Below are 17,912 nucleotides of genomic sequence, written 5' to 3'. Positions count from 1 at the left end.
AGCTGGCAAAAGGCTGGATTTTTTCTGTGGAGAGAGCTGTCCAAGAGTTCGCGATTTCTATCGGTATGGCGCCAATTGCTGTCGTCATGGTTTGAGGCGGAGGGATGCCAACGGCGTTGTTTCTGAGGACGGCATTCAAGTGTGCAGCGGTAACCGACGCCACACCGTGCATGATTACGAGAATGGAGGCTTTGCCAGGCTGAAAATTTGGTCAACCCTAGCCTCGGCTCTGCATACGATGATTCGCATAATGTATATTATGTTAAACGACAGGTCATGTCATAGATGTTCATGAGCTGCCTAAGCGACTGATGGACTGCCCCCGCCCCCATAGACATTTTCCAGCCTCTACGTCGGTACGGACCATGTCACGGGTTTTGTAGATCCTCTTGCGGATACGTTCTTTTTTCAGGCTACTGAAAAAAGACTCCGCCACGGCATTGTCCCAGCAGTTTCCTCGGCGGCTCATACTCGGCTCGAGGTGGTTGGCCAGACAAAAACGTTTCCAGTCATCGCTACCCTGATCCGAATGCACGATGACTCTGGTTTTGGGTTTACGGCGCCATACCGCCAGCAGCACGTCCAGCGCCAGCTCCTTGCCTAGCGCTGGCTTCATTGACCAGCCGACCACCTTGCGAGCGTAGAAATCCAGTACGACGGCCAGATATAACCATCCCTGCCACGTTCGGATGTAAGTGATATCGGTCACCCAAGCCTTATTAGGGGCATCGACAGTGAAGGCCCGGTTGAGTCGATTGGGGGCAATGATCGATGGCCTCCCTTTGATTGCGCGCGGGGCTTTATATCCTCTGAGCGCCTTGATTTTATTGGTGCGCATCAATGCTGCGACACGGTGCTTGCCGCAACTTTCTCCAGCCTCGCGCAAGTCAGCAAACACCCTCCGTGCGCTAGGCTGGAGATGTCTACGGTGACGGGGGCAGTCCACTCACGACACTCACCGTTTTCTGTGTGGGTCGATCAGCTCCATGAGACTACTTATCGCTATACGACTCGGAGGACTGGGGACCTTCCTGATGATCCGTGAAGACGTCCAATCTATTTCTGTTACATCAAAAGTTTGGTCATCGTAGATCAAGGTATGGCGAAGGTTGGGGCTATTACGACAGAAGCCATCAAGATTGAAACCATCTATCATCCCATCGATCGAGCCGCCATGCATGACGACAAGATCAAAAGCCACGAGTGAGTACTCCACTAAATGAAGAAAATCGGCAAAGGCTGCCACCGGCGCTATACGATAGTAACCCTGTTCGTTCAGTAACCTTTCGACTTCCAGTCGTTGAGAATGACATTTGTCGAAAATCATAATTCGCAAGGCCTTTGTAGGCATGATCATATTCCATGAGCAAAGCTGCCATGCCTCGCTGCTTCCGGCGTTAGGCAAACAGTTTTATTTCTAAATCGAACAAAGCATACGAGTCACAAGAGAATTGATTAGTTATTTGCTTGGCGAATAGTTCTCTCAGAAGTCAGCGCATCCTTGATGCCTCCATTGCCTTGTTAAAAGGCTTGATCAGATAGCCCAATACGTTTGGAGCTGGACTTTATCTCCACCGTCGCGCTCATCCGGGGAGGATCGAAAACAGCTTACCGCTCGTGTTCGTTAGTTAGCGATAGTCTGTTTATACGTGTTTCGATCAATGGCTGGTTATCCACCCGGTTGACCAATGACCTGCGGTTCTCCAGTGGCTAGATCGAGCGCGCCGACGGCAGGTGGAAAGTATCGGGGCTTAGGGTTCGCTGGCGCCAAGCTGGAATAATCGCCGAATCTTCCAATGCCGCTCACTATTAATCAACGCTGCCTCTGCCGAATCGAGGGCGCTACCAGCCACATGCAGGTACATCCAACACCGAAAATCTTTTCTAAAGATAGAGAAGCTTCATTCTCCCTTGCATGGTACGTCAATGCTGCATAGAGATAGCCCTCAAACAATATGATCGATCCAGCTTTGAATACTGACGATTGAGGTAAAAAAAATCTCTAGGAATGATCCGAAATTTCTGTCGCCGTCAACACGATGCAAATTACGCATGATCTTGAGAACCTTCGACAAGCACATGACTGCCAGCCTCGACTCTCGCACATCACACGACGGCCGAACTGATCGCAGTCCGCCTAAGCTATGGCCTGAGCTACTTAGCGACGCGAAGGAAGTGGTAAAGACCGACACCTATGAAATGGGGCTGGCCTAGGCTGACACTGGTCCCACATTATAGGGAGGCATACGGAACCTCTGACAACAAATCCTGAAATTTCGCTGTTACAGCAAACATCTAACACAACAAATCACCACACCACCAACAGCGACCTTACAAAACCAAAAACAAAAATCAATAGGAAAAATCCTAAATCAAATTAAGATGCGAAATATAAAGCCTCTTGGTTTTTACCGAAATATTTTCTTTTGGCTTGTTGACAGCATTGCAATAAAACGGAAAAGAAAACCCCGCATAACGATCCCTTCCCAATAAGCCATACGCCACAGGAGGACTCATGCGATCAACAAACATATCCTTGAATACTAGCCCATCGGGCCAATACGCAGCTTTGAAATATGCACTTTTTCTCTGGATGCTTTCACCTTCATGTGTATTAGCTGGAGTTGAAACCGACATCGCTGAAGCACTGATCGACTCCAAAAGAAATACCTGGTTCAAGGAGCTCCAAAATAACGTCCTTACCGGCTATCCACAACCAGGCTCAGAATCATCCGAGCTTGATCGGATAGGTTCCATCGCCTACGTACAAGACAGTGGAGCTAGATACAAGCTCGCTAGGAGCGATAGATCGCAAGAGACCGCTTATCAACTATCGATAATGACGCAGTCAGCACTAGGTTCGCTCACCCCCGCAAAAACACCCACCATGCCGCTAGTTCTTTCAGATCTATCGTCTTACGACAGCTTGGTAGATCTATACGAACTGGCAGCCAGATCATATGACCCTAACAAACAAAGGAAACGAACCGCAGACTTCATATTAAAGGAACAGTTTCTTCGTGGAAGACCCTATGAGGTTCTGGAAAACTCACAATATATAAAAGATTACCTATCCATAAAAGGCTCATCCTTCCCAAGCGGCCACACTTGGGAAGGTTATACAACGGCGCTGCCCATGAGCCTGGTATTTCCAGAGCGTGGCAGCGAAATAATTTCCCGCGCATTGCAATACGGCGAGAGTCGTGTCGTGTTGGAAGCACACTTTCCAACCGACACTATTGCCTCCCGCATTGGCAACTACTACTACCTGTCGAAAATACTGTCAGACGACACGTTGGCAACTACCTTTTTTGAACTGAGCAAGGATGTTCGAACGCAGGTAGAAGAGTCGAAGCTTTGCTCGGGCCCTTTGCGTGGCTGCCTTGAGGCTCAAGACTCGCCCTTGACCGATACTCAAGCCAACGAAAACTACAGCATCGGCTATTACAACCAACTGCTCAAACGCCCTGTCGTAGCGCTCACCCCTGAACATATTCCGCAACAGTCAAGTGCCTTGTTGCGTTTTCGCTTTCCCTATTTGAAGTCACCCGAATGGCAGCAGATTCTGGCTAGCACAGCTTACCCCAGCAACTCGCTGGCGGGCTGGACCTTCGACGCCAACAACCCAGACGCCAACTGGGGCCTGATCAACCTGCCCCGCGCTTTTAGCGGCCCCACCTATTTCTATGAAGATTTCACAGTCAACCAGAACCCAGCTTCAGATATGGATCTGGCCGGCTTTTCTCAAACTGATACCTGGAAGGAAGATATTGGTGGCCCTGGTAGCTTGATCAAAAATGGTAGCGGTACGCTAATCCTCACAGGCAACAACACCTTCAGTGGCGGCATTGACCTGAACCAAGGCACCTTGCAGGTGGGTAACGGTGGAACGCAAGGCGCGGTGACGGGCAATATCAACAACGACGCCACGCTGGTCTTCAATCGCAGTGACGACACAGCCTTTGGCGGCGATATCAGCGGCGATGGCAAGCTGGTGAAAGATGGCGCTGGCCTGCTGATCCTTACAGGCAACACGGTCTCCAATGGCGGCATCGACGTGAACCAGGGCGCCGTGCAAGTGGGTAACGGCGGAACGCAAGGCTCGGTGACGGGCAATATCAACAACAATGGCACGCTAACCTTCAATCGTAGTGACAACATCGCATTTGGCAGCAATATCAGCGGCGGCGGCAGTCTAATAAAAGACGGCTCGGGTATGCTCGAACTCAACGGCAACAACAGTTCTACTGGGCACACCTACATCAACAAAGGTGCACTGAAGATCAATGGCACACTGAACCACGCATTGGTTTACGTAGAGTCCGGCGGCCAGTTGCAGGGCATCGGCGAAGTCGGCTCAGTCACCGTCAACAAAGGCGGGATCATCGCCCCCGGCAATTCGATCGGTACCTTACGCATCACCCAAAACCTGACCTTCAGGCCCGAGTCGATTTACCAGGTCGAGGTCGATGCGACTGGACGTGCCGACAAGCTGGACGTAGCCGGACATATTGACCTGCAAGGTGGTCTGGTTGACGTTCAGGCAGAGGCCGGCGACTACAAATCCAACACCAGCCTGCCTATTATCCAGGCGCAAAAAGGCGTCAGCGGCCAATTTGCCAGCGTCACATCCAATTTGGCCTTCCTCACGCCCAGCCTGACTTACGAAACAAATCAAGTAAACCTGAACCTGGTGCGTAACGACGTCAGTCCTCAAGCACTGGTGGAAACCGCAAACGAAAAAGTCTTGGCCACCCAGCTGCTGAACGAGGCCCCTATCACTATACCGCCCTCGACTTTGCCAGTCGTTATTACGCCCTCGCCCACCGTAACGCCAGTGCCTGTTCCATCAGCAACACTGCTGGCCGCTACCCCCTCCGTGGGCGCTCCGGAAACCGTACCTCTAACCTGGGCCGAAAAAGAAACCAATACCTTGATCGGGCTCTCCAGAGATGAGTTCAAGCACGTCATGCAATCCATGACCGGCGAGCTGCATGCCTCGCTCAAGAATGCGCTGTTGCAAGATTCAGGCTACGTGCGCAACGCCACGCTTAATCGTCTTTACCAAACAGAACAGAACCCGCGTGCTTTGGGCGCCTGGGGATATGCCTTCAACTCCAGTGGCGCGCAAAATCGCCAGGATGATGCTGCCAAACTCAATCGTTCGACTCACGGGGTAATCTGGGGGCTCGATCAGCAAGACGAAGATAGCGGCTTGAGAGCCGGTATCGCCGCCAGCTATCAAAGCAGCTCTGCCTCGCTCTCCATGCAGAGTGCTTCGGCCGATGTCGAGACCTACAGCCTTGCCGCCTATGCCGGTAAACAGTTGGACAGCGTTACAGTGCGCCTAGGCGCGGCCTACGCCTGGCATGAGATCGACAGCAAACGCGATATAGGCCACAAGAATGGCACCACGCGACTGAAAGGCAGTTACGATGGAAGCACCCGCCAGGTCTTTGCGGAACTGTCCAAGGCCATCAACTTCAACACCTTGACTCTAGAACCCTTTGTTGGGCTTAACTACACACACCTTGAAACCGAGGCCTTTACCGAGAAGCAAAACCTGTTCGCCCTCAGCGGCAAGAAAAGCCGCATGGACGTGACCTCGGCCCGACTCGGTGCGCGTGTGAACGCCACCCATCCACTGGCCAGAGGCATGACCTTGCGGCTGAGTGGCAGCACAGGGCTGCAACACACCTTCAGCGAACCATCCACGGAGACCCGACTGAAACTGCGGTCCCAAGGGGACTTCGTCAGTATCTCCGGTTTACCTGTGCAAAAAGACATGGCTCAATTGGCACTCAACGCCAGCCTTGACCTAACGCCGTCCTTTTCCATCGGCTTGGGGTACACAGGAGAAATAGGCCAGCGCTTTCACGACCAGAGCGCTTCTGCTACTGCCTCCTGGACTTTCTAGAGGTAACTAGATGCACCGCCGCCGCCCCAAGAAAACCTCGCGCTGGTGGAGTTAGCTCCTCACAGAGGGCTGAACAAGATAGGGGAGCCGATTGCAATATAAGAATGAAGCATTTCTTCGCCAGCAGGCATGTTCGTGTGGGCTAGGTGTCAACCCCATAGGAACATGCTCGCTCGCGGTACCTTCTTACACGCCGCCGAGCAGCTCGACGAATGCTCGGATTATCACCTTCGCGGACACCGGATACATTGATCAAAGGTAGATGAATAATGGTAGAAGCCCACTAATAGGATCATGGTGGAGCCATTGTCGCAGGGGGGCCGAAGAAAGGTCTTGCTCTGATCAACGGCACCCTGGTGTCCACCGCGCAGGTTTTCGCCTCCTAGACACGATTTATCGGCAACTCATCTCACTTTTAATCCTATTCCGATGTTTTGCTTAGTACCGGACTTTCATAATTCACCTCAATGAGCGCCCCATCTGAACTCATCGATTGGCGGCAATTCAATGAGGTATAGACATGACTATCTCCAAAAAACATTTGTGTGCCCTGTTGGCAGGTTCGGCTGCAGCGTTAGCCGCACCGTTCATTTGCGCGACCGGTATGCAGCCTGAGACCTCTGTGGTGATATTGTATGAGGCCGAAGGTGAAACCAGCATCAACGTCAAGAACACCGACGGCACTCCGGCGCTGTTGTATTCGACTATCGAGAATATCCCCGAGGACACCGAGCCCCTGGTAGTGCTGACTCCACCCGTCACCCGTGTTGAGGCCGGTGAAACCCAGCTTGTGCGTTTCCTGCGTCAAGGAGGCGAGCCGGTGACAACCCAGCGACTCAAGCGCGTAATCTTTGAAGGCATCGCTCCAAAACTCAACAGCCAAGGGCGCTCGACTGTCGGTGTCAGCATGCGTCAGAACCTGCCTTTGATCGTTCACCCCAAGGGTCTGGAGCCTAACCGTGAGCCTTGGAAGTTGCTGAAATGGGGTATCCATAACGGCAAGCTGGTGGTGATCAACAACAGCGCCTATGTCGTGCGGTTGTCTCAAGAGCTGAAACTCAAGCCTTCGGGCAAGACGGCCTTGCTGCCACGCACCTATGTCCTGCCTGGTGAGACATTGAAGATGGCGTTGGCACCTGAAGCTATCCACTCAAGCTCGGTAACCATCGGCCCTGGCACGGTCTATGGCTTCTCTGTCGATAAGTACGAAGCGCCTATCGATGCCACTACTAGTTACTGAGCACGCGCAATAGTCAACAGCTTTTGCCTCCCCGCCTGTTTCTACCTAGCAGTCCTAAACCATGAAAAAGCCTTTCCTGGCTACCTATAAGGGTGGCCGCTGCAAACTCGTGCCTGAACAAAACAAGCGCCCTTTCCTACCGATCTTTGCGCCCCTTGCGTACGCGATCTGGAACGCACTCTTGCTTACGCCGATTGCCGCCCAGGCGGACATGTCGCAGGGGGCTGGGCAAGCCAGCGGCGATTTCGCAAGGTTCGATATGCAAACCCTTAAAGCACGCGGCATTGACCCCAAACTGGCTGATTATTTTCGCGAGCCCGCGCGGTTTACGGAGGGCGCGCACGTAGTTTCACTGGTGGTTAACGGGGTCAAGCTGGGCAGAGTGGAAGCCCGGTTCGACAACCACGGAGAGCTGTATTTTGACGAGGCATTGCTGACCAAGGCCCGTCTGAAGGCTCCCGGTTCGCAGTACGTGCTGAGTTCAAAGAACGCCACCGAAAAGCGTTATGACTTTGTGGCGGCGTACCCGCAAACCGAGGTCAGCCTGCACCCGAACAAGGATGAGATTTTTCTGGTGGTCCCGCAGCATGCCTTACAGAGCGATGCGCCCCAGACTACGAACTTCAGCCGTGGTGGCACTGCTGCCCTTTTCAACTATGACGTAATGGCCATGCGTTCGGAGTTTGGTTCGCAGTCTAGCGACTACCTGTCGGGCTCGACCGATCTGGGGTTCAACATGGGTGACTGGATCGTGCGCAGTCACCAGCTTTATAGCAAGAGCGACGACAAAGAGAGTTTCGAACATTTATACGCATACGCACAACGCACATTCACCGAGCAAAAGGCCCTGCTGCAGGCCGGGCAGATCAATATCAACAACCCGCTTTTTTCCGGGGGAGCGATTACCGGCGTGCAGATACTGCCCGAAACGGCGCTGATGGGGTCGGCACGTTCCGGGGCACGGGTAGAGGGCATCGCCAATGCACAATCCACGATAGAAGTACGTCAGGTCGGTGCGTTGATCTACACCACGATCGTGCCGGAAGGACCGTTCAGCCTGAGCGATATACCGTTGCTCAACAGCAACTCCGATCTGGACGTCAAAGTGCGAGACATCACTGGCGCAGAGCGAAACTTCGTCGTGTCAGCAGCGTCATTTCGCAACGCTGTTACGGTCCGACCTGGTTACACCTTTTCTGCCGGCAAGATACGCAACCAGGGCGCCAATGATGAGGACCAACCCTGGGTGATTACCGGCACCGGCACCTGGAGCCTGAGTGAAAGCCTGACCGCTACTACCGGGCTGATGGCAGCCACCGACTATCAATCCACCGGATGGGGCGTGGACACCAACCTCGCAAAGGACACCAGCCTGAGTGTGCGTAACCTCTACTCCCACACAGCCAAGGAAGACGTAAAAGGCACCCAGGCCAGTGTCACCTTGAGCACGCGTTTCACCGAGACCGTGTCGGGCAGTGTGTCGGCTACCCAGCAGACCACCGGCTATCGAGAACTGTCCGACACCACATTGCATGCTGATGACGATTGGTACAACCGCCGCTACAAGAGCCAATACAGTGCCTCGCTGGGCTGGTCCAATAGCACGTTGGGCAGCTTCAACGTGTCCATTTCACCCAGCCGTACCTTCAATGGCGACTCTACCAACCGCCTGGTGGGCTCCTGGGGGAAAACGTTCAAACATGCCACTGTGTCTGCCACCGTGGAAACCGCATTAAGCGGCTCTTCCAACAGTCAGGGTGACAGCGACGACGCAATCTACTTCAGCGTCAGCGTGCCCCTGGGTCAGTCCCGTAGCGTGCGCACCTATGCCAGCCGACGCGGCGACAACCAGCGTTTTGGTGCAACGTATTCCGAAACCATCAATGACCAGTTCAATTACCGCCTTAGCACCGAGAGCACTGGCGACCGGGGTGACAACTATTCTACCGCCAACCTCTCGGCCATTCCTCGCTTCACCAGCGTGGACCTGGGTTATGCCCAAGGCCCGGACAGCAAGAACTACAACGCTCGAGTCTCCGGCGGCGCAGTAGCACATCAAGATGGGGTGACCTTCTCGCCATATCCGGTGCAAGACACCTTCGGCATCGTGGACGTCGGCGACCTGTCCGGGGTCAAGGTGTCGACACCTTATGGCCCGGTATGGACTGACTACAAAGGCAAAGCAGTGGTGCCACAACTGAGTGCCTATCGAGATAGCCGCGTCGAGGTGCAAACAAAATCGCTGCCGAAACGGATCGACCTACAGAACGGCTTCCAGAGAATTGGCGCCGGCCGTGGTTCGGTGAGTCACCTCGACTTCAAGGTCATCAAGGTTCAACGCATCCTGATTAACGCCTCCGACACAGCAGGACAACCGCTGCCCAAAGGTTCTTCGGTACTTGATGACAAAAACCACTTCCTTACGACGGTCCTGGACAAGGGCGTCATCTTTCTTTCTGACCTGGCCCCTACTGAAGTACTGAGGGTTTCTCTCACTGATGAAAAGTCCTGCCTGCTGAAGATCGACTTCCCCAAGGAGACTGACTATGACGCTTTTTACGATGTTGCACCGGCTGTTTGTCATGCGCCGTAGCACCAGTGCAGATTGCGCGCGATGGCTTGGCACTGCGCTTACCCTAGTTGCCAGTAGTACGTTCGCGGCCGACTGCGAAATGCGTTTGAGCAACCCGGAGGTCGATTACGGCACACTTAACCGGAGCGATATGGATATCCGCGGGAGTGCTCCGATTGCCCTCGGAAACCGGCAACTAAACCTGACGGTGGTCTGTCGCGAAGAAACCCGCTTTGGATTGCGGTTTGAGGGACAAGCGGCGGATTTGAATAGCTACCGGTTTGCCGATAAAGGCCATTTCACAATCACGCTGAGTAACGCAACGCTGGATGGAAATACCGTGCAACTCGCTCAGGCTGGCAGTGCCAGGCCGTTATCGCCAACGGAGCTACTGCGCCCAAATGAAGTGGTGACAACTATGGTTCAAGGTCAGCGGGCTGTTGGCAAAGTTTTTTTGGCTCAGGTTGAAATTCAAACGTATATCAGTGACACAGAGACATATGCGCGCGACATCACCGTACTTGAAGGGCTCGGCAGGTTGACACTGGATACACAATAGAAGATTGCATATCGACTTTTATTTTTAGGCTTACTCCTAGAGCTTCGCAAACATTATTAATAAGAAAATAGCATCCAGCTGGAATGGAAGCCAGCCACTCTGCCATTGGAGCAGACCTACCTAACTTTTCGTAACGGAGAAATAAAAATGCGTTTCAATCCAAAACTCGCCGCATGGGCCTTCGCCACTACTGCGACAGCCTTTTCTTTGGGTGCACATGCTGCATCGGTTGAGGTAAAAGTAATTGGCACTATTATTCCGAACGCCTGCACTCCGACATTGGCGGGTGGTGGCACTATCGATTACGGCACACACAGTTCTACTGACTTGAGCACAAACGATTTTACCCTGTTGCCTGAAAAAAAATGTTGCGTTCACTATTGTTTGCAATGCACCGACAAAAGTTGCGCTGAAGGCTATAGATAATCGTGCGGGCACACGAGTCCCTGGAGCAGTAAAGAAAATCAGGCCAGCCTTGAATGAAATCGGTGCCTTTGGTTTGGGCAATGCGTCCGGAAAAAATATTGGTGTTTATGCGATGACCTTAGCCGTAAATGACTTCACTGCTGACGGCGCCCAAGTTGAATCAACCTTCAGCAAAGACTCCGGCACTACATGGCTAAACTCAAGTTCAGGAGGTATTGCAAATGATGGTTCAGTTCTCATGTCATGGTCGGCAACAACTGCTGGCGCTCCAATCGCATTCAAGACTCTGTCAGGTACTTTAAACGTGCAGGCCGCGTTGAATAAAGGTTCCGAACTGGATCTGAGCAGCGATGTGTCTCTGGACGGTTCAGCCACGCTAGAGTTAGTCTATTTGTAATACAAAATCGGCCCGTAGCGTTTATTCGCTACGGGCTTTTGCCCCACGCTATTTCTCTACTCATTCCCGGGCCTAACAATCTACTTCAGATGGCGACTTAAAATTCCAAATGTATTATCGATTGCGTAACGCCAGATATTATCATGCCCGCGACATATAACATCGGTCGCAGTACCCCCTACGTTTATTATCGTTCCGTCCTCGCTGACACCACTAAGACTCCAATCAGAAATTTGCAAAGCCATATCGCCATAGACAAACAAATGTCGCCTGGTACTGCATACAGGAAATCCGAGGCTGAAGAACCCTTCCAACTCAAGGGCAATGGCGTCTTTACCACGATGCATTTTCCCCGCCGCATCAATCATGATGCTGTCGGCGTGAAATAATCCTAACGCTGCATTGATGTCTAGCGAGATAGATCATCTTCCATAATAGAGAAAAACTCCTCGCCGTTCTCGAACCTCCGCTTTTTTCTGAGATCATGATTTTCCTTTTACAGGTTTCATGTAGTTGCCGCCAACAAAAAAACTCACAGATAATAACTTGTGAGCTTTCTCAAATTCAAGAATGAACCTACGGACATGCGTAAAACTTCACAGGCTACTCTAGTGTCTTCATTATCTTGAACAACCCATTGTTAGAGGTTATTCCTAGTTTGCGAAAAGCTGTGGCCTTCTGCGTACTGATGGTTTTTATACTACGGTTGAACTTCTCGGCGATTTCCGTGATGGTCATGCCGTCGAGATAACAGCGGATCACCTCCTGCTCACGCGCCGACAGTAAAGCCAATTGCAGCACGTTAGTGTCACTGCTGATTAATTGAGGTGAATTGTCACTTTGCTGGATGCCATCGACTACTTTATAAGAAGCTTCTGCACTTAGGTAAACAGCTCCGGAAGCAACCACCCGGATAGCCTTGGCGAGGCATGTCAGATCCTCATCCTTGCCAATGAATCCGCGCGCTCCAACCCGCAGGGCCAGCGAGACAGTGGCCGGATCGTGGTGAGTTGACAGCACCAGGATCCGGCAGGCAGGAAAGCGAACCCGCAAAGCGCGAATCAGTGAAACACCATCAAGCTCGTCGCGACCGAGAACGAAGTCCAGCAAAAGCACATCGACGGGCACTGTAGACATGCCGCGCATCAGTTCCCGGCTGTTTTTATATATCCCGACGATCTCTATACCGGGGGCGTCGCCTAGGTGACTGGCAAGACCTTGGCGAACGACAGCATGGTCGTCGAGTAATGCAACACGTATAGACTTCATGGCGTTCAGACGTCACTCGGTATGGACCAGGTAACTCAAAGACTAAAATGAGAATAGTCAATACTGGTACCTGATCGAGAATTTTTTAAGTACAAACACACAGTTCTGGAAAGTCGCACCCAGGCTTTTGTCGTGCACTATCGCGCGACGAGTCTCAGGAAATCAGCCTGCTCCAATGGAGGGGCCAGAGCCAATCCTTGTCCGGCGCTGCAACCTAGACGGTTGAGCATCTCGATGCTGGATGGGTCCTCAATACCCTCGGTCACCAGATTCAAGTTGAAGTAGCGGGCAAGGTTAACGATGCCGGAAATGATCTCGCTCGATTGTGGCGATTGCTCAGCAATTCCAGCTAACTTTCCGTCGATTTTCATCTCATCGAAGGGTATGTGCGTCAACAGAGCGAGCGTTGCGGCGCCGGCACCGAAGTCTCCGAGCGAAATCAGAAAACCCTTCGCTCGGAGTGCCATGATGGACGCTGACAACACCAGTTCGTTTCCAGGGGTGATTTGCTCAGTCAGCTCGATCTTCAATCGCCGGGCAGGCAAACCGGCCTTGTGCATCTTGATTGCCAACCGGGTAGCCAGTCCGGTGGCACACAGCGTGCGGGCCGAGGCATTTATAGCGATGGGAATGTCTATACCCAGACGATCGAGCGTACCGAGGACTTCAATCACCGCTCTCTCGACATGACTGAACAACAAGAGGCCTAACCCTAACTGTTCGACCATCGGGATCAGGATCAACGGGGGGATGTCGCCGTGGATTGGGTGTTGCCAGCGTATCAGCGCTTCGGCACCGATCACTTGACGACTGGCCAAGTTATATTGCGGCTGCAGCACCACACGTAGATTTTCACCCGACGTTATCACTGACACGACATCGTCTTCGCTGATCAACAACTCAAATCTGTCAGATTGCGACAGCTGCGGTAGCAAGTGTTCGGCAGTAGCAAGCTTTTCGAGTACTTGTAGAAGTTGAGTGGGATGATTCTCGGCAACGATCTCAACCCGTATGCCCGATGCTCTGGCGAGTCGGGCATACGAGGCCAAGGCTATACTGGAAATACCTTTGACGATATCCGTACGGCCCTGCTCGATGGCAGCGGCCGACGAAGTCGCATCATCAAGCGCACTGGCCTTTATGGTCCAGACAATATGGGGAGCTCTGCGTACCCGGCCGTAGGCGTTAAGTTCACCGACCCAACACGGTAGCATCAGACTGTCGACATGATCAGCATGAATCTCGGCCATAACGATGTCTATAGGTTGCTTACGCAGGCGCAGCCTGCTCAGCGACTCAACGTGCTCGATATGGAAAAGACCACTACCGTTCAGGCGCTCTGTCATGCGTAACACATATTGTTCATCGTGGCTTAATACGACCAGATTGACTCGGGGGGGAGGCGTTAGAGTAAGGGGCGAGTTTTTCAACTTGACGATCGCTTCATGAGTGTACTGACAACTCATTTAAACAACGCCTGATCATTTCAGACTATAAGACTGCTCTTAAAAATAATGTGAGATGGCAACTCGTATTCTTATCTCGCTCGTGGCGTGCGAGCAGTACAGTATAATTGACGGCCGCTCATGCCAGCGGTAGGGTTTCGATCAAAAGCGTGAGGTCATTCACTGCTTTCCAGGAGGCATGGCCGTGAGAAAAAACGCAGAAAAATCCGACAGGTCAGCTGTTATCTTCAATATTGACTTTTTCCAACCGAAGTACCAGGTGAAAGCACCATGAAGCGGGGAGCGGCGTTTTGGCCAGCGATTTTATTGGTCTGGTTACCGTCCGTTTTCTCCCACCCTCTGGATCTCACCCCTGAAGAACGCGCCTGGATTGCTGCAAACCCGGTCGTCCATGTGGCGGTCGAGCCTAACTGGAAGCCGATACAATATGTGGAGGACGGTCAGCTCATGGGACTGGCCACCGAGTACATAGACTTCATCGAACACAGCACAGGCCTTCGATTTGAGCCTGTGCCCGACTCGGGTCTCGGTCGGAGGAGGATAGAGAAGTTTCAGCGGGGCGAAGTAGATGTTCTTCCCGGGATCATGCCGATGTTTGCGCAGCAATCGATTATCGATGCAGCCCTCTTCACCAACACCTATTATACGGGCGCAACAATAGTTGTAACACGTAAAAACAGTCAGGCGGTGTTCGATCTACATCGACTAGACGGGCATATTGTTGCCGTCAAGAAGGGCAGCTCATATGAGAGCGCAATCAGAGCACTCTACCCAGCTGTCAAAATCCTTGGGACGAAAACGTCCGAAGATTCGCTTACTGCAGTCATTGACAAGCAGGCTGATGCGGCGCTAGACGTTGCACCTGTGCTGCTGCCTTTTTTACGTAGCAAATATGATGAGGAGCTGTATGTATCCGGTGGGATAGCCCGTTTGCCAATGGAACTTTCCATGGCTGTACGACGTGATCTGCCCGTCTTACGTGACATTATAGACAAGGTGCTAGCATCTCTGACCGCGGAGCAAATCGATGCGATGGTCCAGAACGAGCTCGAGTCGGCCAACAACTATGGCAGGCCGTCGCTAGACGTACTATTGCGCTATTACGGCCTCCAAATGGCACTGGTCTTGACTGGACTATTGTTGATCGCAGGATTTGCGGTTCACGCTAGGCAGCAACGGCGACTGGCCATGCGAAGCGAGAAAGAGAAAACTATGTTTCTGGCCGTCCTCAGCCATGAGATTCGCTCGCCGATGAATGCCATCCTCGCCTCCATGGAGTTGCTGATGCAGCGTCCCGAGCTGCCAGAAGAGTCTCTTCGTTTACTGGCGGTTGCTTCCAGCGGTGCGGAGAACTTGCTGTATTTGTTGGATGACGTTCTGGACATTTCCAAGCTCGAGGCCGGACGGCTTCAACTGGATCTGGGGCCCGTCGATATCATGGAACTGACCCGCTCAGTTGTGGATTTGCTGGCGCTGAAAGCGAAGAACGGAGTTGAGCTTGAGCTGATACAAGAACACCCCATTGAACCCCATCTGATGCTGGATAGGTTTCGCGTTGAACAGGTGTTGCATAACCTCATCTCAAATGCGATTAAGTTCACGCCTGAAGGTGGCGTGACGATCAGTATACGGTTGGATCCCAGCCCTCCCCCGCTAAACCGGCATCAATTACAAATCCGCATAGTGGATACAGGTATCGGAATAGACGCCGACTCTCTTCAACGGCTTTTTCAACCATACACCCAAGCAAACACGAATACTGCGCGTAAGTTTGGTGGCACCGGGCTTGGCTTGACCATCTGCAGGCAACTGTTGGAATTGATGGGTGGTTCTATAGATCTCGAGAGCGAGCCTGGTAGAGGCTCTATCGCCTCAGTGCGGCTACCCTGTGATATTTACGTTCCGCCGCTCCATCTACAAGAACAGGGCCTATCCAGACAACAATTGGGTGTGCCAGCGACGGAGCGTGTACTCAGGGTCTTGCTGGTAGAGGATATGCCTGCGAATCAAGCTGTCCTCCACGCCCAGCTCGAAGTCTTGGGCTGCAGCCCGACACTCGCACCCGATGGGGAAAAAGCCTTGTTTGCACTTGAGCAAAACACGTTTGACATTGTGTTATTAGACTGTGATCTCCCGAGCATTTCCGGCTATGAGGTGGCCCGCCAGTGGCGAGCCATAGAGTCGTCGCTCGCCCTTGCACCTACGCCAATCATGGCGATCTCCGCATCGACCGATGATGAACACACCACCACCTGCTTCGAAGCAGGCATGGACGGCGTACTGAAAAAACCCATCAAGCTGGGCAAGTTAAGAGATGCACTTCAACTCTGGACAGATTTGTCACTGGCACATATTGATGATGAGGCCGCATTCGTTACAGATGAACGAACAGCTTTCGCGCACCTCTGGAGCGACGTGCATGCGTTACGGGCCGCAGTTGAAATGGCTGACATGGAAGACGCGACTCATTACGCGCATCGATTGTTTGGTGCCTTCGCAATATTGAAACAACCAGATATGGCATCGTTGGCGAAATCAATGGAGGCCCGCCTCAAGGTCGGGTCCTTTAGCTCTGTACAGACGGATCTTCTCACATTGGAGCAGCTACTGGGGCAATGTGCGTCATCCACAGGATCAGACAGAATTTCACCATGAGAGGATGATCGAACTCCTTTTAATCCCATTCCGATAGTCTGCACTCTGCACGACTACGTACAGTATTTGGCATCAATATATTTCTATGGGCAGATACGATGTCATCGAATCCGATGCAGACGGAGCATTACAAAACTTTGCCTCAGGTGCTGATTGTAGGAGCAGTTGACGTTATCGGCTACAGCCCATCTTTCACCTACGAGGCGCAGTTCGTAGCGAACTTGAGTGCAGCTGCAATCGTACTGGCCACGCGACGGTTTGACGTCGTGCTGAACAGTATCTCGGCGGAGCGTGCCGAGGGGCTAGCCTTGCCGTCATTGCTGCTGGATCTTAGGCGGCAATGCATATTGTCGAATTTGCCTGTTGTCATATGGTACAGCGCACAGGAGCAGGATTCCCTGGAATGGCATGTACGAGTAGCCGGACGTGCGGGTGTAAAAGTCCTGCTCTTCGACTTGGCTAGTGCAAATATCGATATGAATGTCGCCTGCGCGCTCTTGGAGAGCACTCATGTCGGGCCAGGCCAGCACAGCAAAAATCAAGCGCCCAGCGCAGTTGAGCTGATGCGCGCCCTGATGGCCAATATCGACCTCAGAATAGTGCTGCAACCACAACTCAACCTGCAAACCGGCGAGATCGTAGGTGCCGAAGCGCTGGCGCGTTGGAACCATGTATCCAAAGGCAATATTGCGCCGGCAACCTTTGTGCCGTTGGCGCGCCAAGCCGGTGTGGAGCTACTGCTCTTTCACACAGTGCTGACTAGAGTGATTGCGCTGTTGAGCGATCTGCACCGTCAGGGTATTGCGGTGCCGATAGCCGTAAATGCATCAGCCTCGATATTATCCACGACTGGGATTGGTCAATCACTCGCGCGAAGGCTTCGAGAAGCAGACGTGCCCACTTCACTGCTCACGATCGAATTGACGGAAGATGTGCCAGTTCATGATTGGCTTGCCTTGTCGATGGAGTTGGGTTCTCTGCGCATGTGGGGCTTTCCGATTGCAATGGACGATTTTGGTTGTGGCTTTGCTTCGATAGACCTGTTGACTCAAATGCCATTTTCCAAACTCAAAATTGATGGCCGCTTCGTACAAGGTATGGCCGATGACTGCGGCTGTTGTGCGGCAGTCTGCGCGGCGATTTCGATAGGCCAGGCCATGGACCTGGATGTCATCGCCGAAGGGATTGAATCTTCGTCGCAGGTTGAGGCGTTGCTCAAGCACGGGTACCGCACGGGACAGGGCTTTGCCTTGTCGTTACCTCTGGAGGTGGACGAATTCATACGCGCGCTCGCCACCGGAGCCTGAGAGCTATTACGGCGACGACGTATTCGAGCAACTGCGCCTGACGCTCGAAGAGTGGCAGATCAGTGTCTCGCTACTACCCGCCGGTCGTACCCCCTTCCCTGTAC

Annotated in this window: 12 protein-coding genes and 1 pseudogene; 8 read left to right on the top strand and 5 right to left on the bottom strand. The window is 52.7% G+C overall.

What is annotated here, in order from left to right; all coding sequences use genetic code 11:
• Positions 1 to 289: 289 nt before the first annotated feature.
• The 3 genes and pseudogenes from PMI20_RS15450 to PMI20_RS15440 form a co-directional block, all read right to left on the bottom strand.
• Positions 290 to 904, bottom strand: a pseudogene (locus PMI20_RS15450) (IS3 family transposase); the annotation flags it as partial.
• Positions 905 to 955: 51 nt separating this feature from the next.
• A complete protein-coding gene (locus PMI20_RS15445; RefSeq protein ID WP_052034479.1) occupies positions 956 to 1,351 on the bottom strand; it encodes a hypothetical protein in 396 nt (131 codons plus the stop codon).
• 1,016 nt (positions 1,352 to 2,367) lie between these two features.
• Complete coding sequence (locus PMI20_RS15440) at positions 2,368 to 2,679, bottom strand: hypothetical protein (RefSeq protein ID WP_238543428.1); 312 nt, start codon at positions 2,677 to 2,679, stop codon at positions 2,368 to 2,370.
• On the opposite strand from PMI20_RS15440, the gene PMI20_RS15435 reads away from it, so the two are divergent.
• From PMI20_RS15435 to PMI20_RS15410, 6 genes are all read left to right on the top strand, one after another.
• Entirely contained in the window at positions 2,594 to 5,917 is a 3,324-nt protein-coding gene (locus PMI20_RS15435; RefSeq protein WP_349775293.1) for an autotransporter domain-containing protein, read from the top strand. The two genes, PMI20_RS15440 and PMI20_RS15435, sit on opposite strands and share 86 nt — an antisense overlap.
• Positions 5,918 to 6,437: 520 nt before the next feature.
• Positions 6,438 to 7,157, top strand: coding sequence for a fimbria/pilus chaperone family protein (locus PMI20_RS15430; protein ID WP_007925614.1), 720 nt, complete (start codon positions 6,438 to 6,440; stop codon positions 7,155 to 7,157).
• 61 nt (positions 7,158 to 7,218) lie between these two features.
• The gene (locus PMI20_RS15425; protein WP_007925612.1) at positions 7,219 to 9,750 is read left to right on the top strand and encodes a fimbrial biogenesis usher protein; all 2,532 of its coding nucleotides are present in this window, start codon (positions 7,219 to 7,221) and stop codon (positions 9,748 to 9,750) included.
• On the top strand, positions 9,704 to 10,288 hold the full coding sequence (locus PMI20_RS15420) for a DUF1120 domain-containing protein (protein WP_007925611.1): 585 nt from the start codon (positions 9,704 to 9,706) through the stop codon (positions 10,286 to 10,288). Before PMI20_RS15425 ends, PMI20_RS15420 begins: the two co-directional genes overlap by 47 nt.
• 147 nt (positions 10,289 to 10,435) lie before the next feature.
• Positions 10,436 to 10,714 (top strand): DUF1120 domain-containing protein, encoded by a 279-nt coding sequence (locus tag PMI20_RS15415; protein ID WP_202949039.1) that lies wholly within the window; start codon positions 10,436 to 10,438, stop codon positions 10,712 to 10,714.
• A 49-nt stretch (positions 10,715 to 10,763) separates the two neighbouring features.
• Positions 10,764 to 11,111, top strand: coding sequence for a DUF1120 domain-containing protein (locus tag PMI20_RS15410; RefSeq protein WP_202949038.1), 348 nt, complete (start codon positions 10,764 to 10,766; stop codon positions 11,109 to 11,111).
• Between the two features lie 603 nt (positions 11,112 to 11,714).
• Here the strand turns inward: PMI20_RS15410 and PMI20_RS15405 are convergent.
• Positions 11,715 to 12,380 (bottom strand): response regulator transcription factor, encoded by a 666-nt coding sequence (locus tag PMI20_RS15405; protein WP_037034627.1) that lies wholly within the window; start codon positions 12,378 to 12,380, stop codon positions 11,715 to 11,717.
• Between the two features lie 137 nt (positions 12,381 to 12,517).
• Complete coding sequence (locus tag PMI20_RS15400) at positions 12,518 to 13,846, bottom strand: EAL domain-containing protein (RefSeq protein WP_007925601.1); 1,329 nt, start codon at positions 13,844 to 13,846, stop codon at positions 12,518 to 12,520.
• A gap of 270 nt (positions 13,847 to 14,116) precedes the next feature.
• On the opposite strand from PMI20_RS15400, the gene PMI20_RS15395 reads away from it, so the two are divergent.
• Complete coding sequence (locus PMI20_RS15395) at positions 14,117 to 16,501, top strand: ATP-binding protein (RefSeq protein ID WP_007925599.1); 2,385 nt, start codon at positions 14,117 to 14,119, stop codon at positions 16,499 to 16,501.
• A gap of 98 nt (positions 16,502 to 16,599) precedes the next feature.
• Complete coding sequence (locus tag PMI20_RS15390) at positions 16,600 to 17,808, top strand: EAL domain-containing protein (RefSeq protein ID WP_007925598.1); 1,209 nt, start codon at positions 16,600 to 16,602, stop codon at positions 17,806 to 17,808.
• Positions 17,809 to 17,912: the final 104 nt, after the last annotated feature.

The sequence above is a fragment of the Pseudomonas sp. GM17 genome, assembly GCF_000282175.2.
Classification (GTDB): domain Bacteria; phylum Pseudomonadota; class Gammaproteobacteria; order Pseudomonadales; family Pseudomonadaceae; genus Aquipseudomonas; species Aquipseudomonas chlororaphis.
The sequence above is the reverse complement of the archived record's forward strand: the minus strand, read 5'-3'. Positions and strand labels throughout refer to the sequence as shown.

Bases quoted from the DNA above. Each gene is read 5' to 3' on its own strand.
- PMI20_RS15445 (WP_052034479.1), bottom strand. From the start codon at position 1,351: ATGCCTACAAAGGCCTTGCGAATTATGATTTTCGACAAATGTCATTCT.
- PMI20_RS15435 (WP_349775293.1), top strand. From the start codon at position 2,594: ATGCTTTCACCTTCATGTGTATTAGCTGGAGTTGAAACCGACATCGCT.
- PMI20_RS15430 (WP_007925614.1), top strand. From the start codon at position 6,438: ATGACTATCTCCAAAAAACATTTGTGTGCCCTGTTGGCAGGTTCGGCT.
- PMI20_RS15425 (WP_007925612.1), top strand. From the start codon at position 7,219: ATGAAAAAGCCTTTCCTGGCTACCTATAAGGGTGGCCGCTGCAAACTC.
- PMI20_RS15420 (WP_007925611.1), top strand. From the start codon at position 9,704: ATGACGCTTTTTACGATGTTGCACCGGCTGTTTGTCATGCGCCGTAGC.
- PMI20_RS15415 (WP_202949039.1), top strand. From the start codon at position 10,436: ATGCGTTTCAATCCAAAACTCGCCGCATGGGCCTTCGCCACTACTGCG.
- PMI20_RS15405 (WP_037034627.1), bottom strand. From the start codon at position 12,380: ATGAAGTCTATACGTGTTGCATTACTCGACGACCATGCTGTCGTTCGC.
- PMI20_RS15400 (WP_007925601.1), bottom strand. From the start codon at position 13,846: ATGAGTTGTCAGTACACTCATGAAGCGATCGTCAAGTTGAAAAACTCG.
- PMI20_RS15395 (WP_007925599.1), top strand. From the start codon at position 14,117: ATGAAGCGGGGAGCGGCGTTTTGGCCAGCGATTTTATTGGTCTGGTTA.
- PMI20_RS15390 (WP_007925598.1), top strand. From the start codon at position 16,600: ATGTCATCGAATCCGATGCAGACGGAGCATTACAAAACTTTGCCTCAG.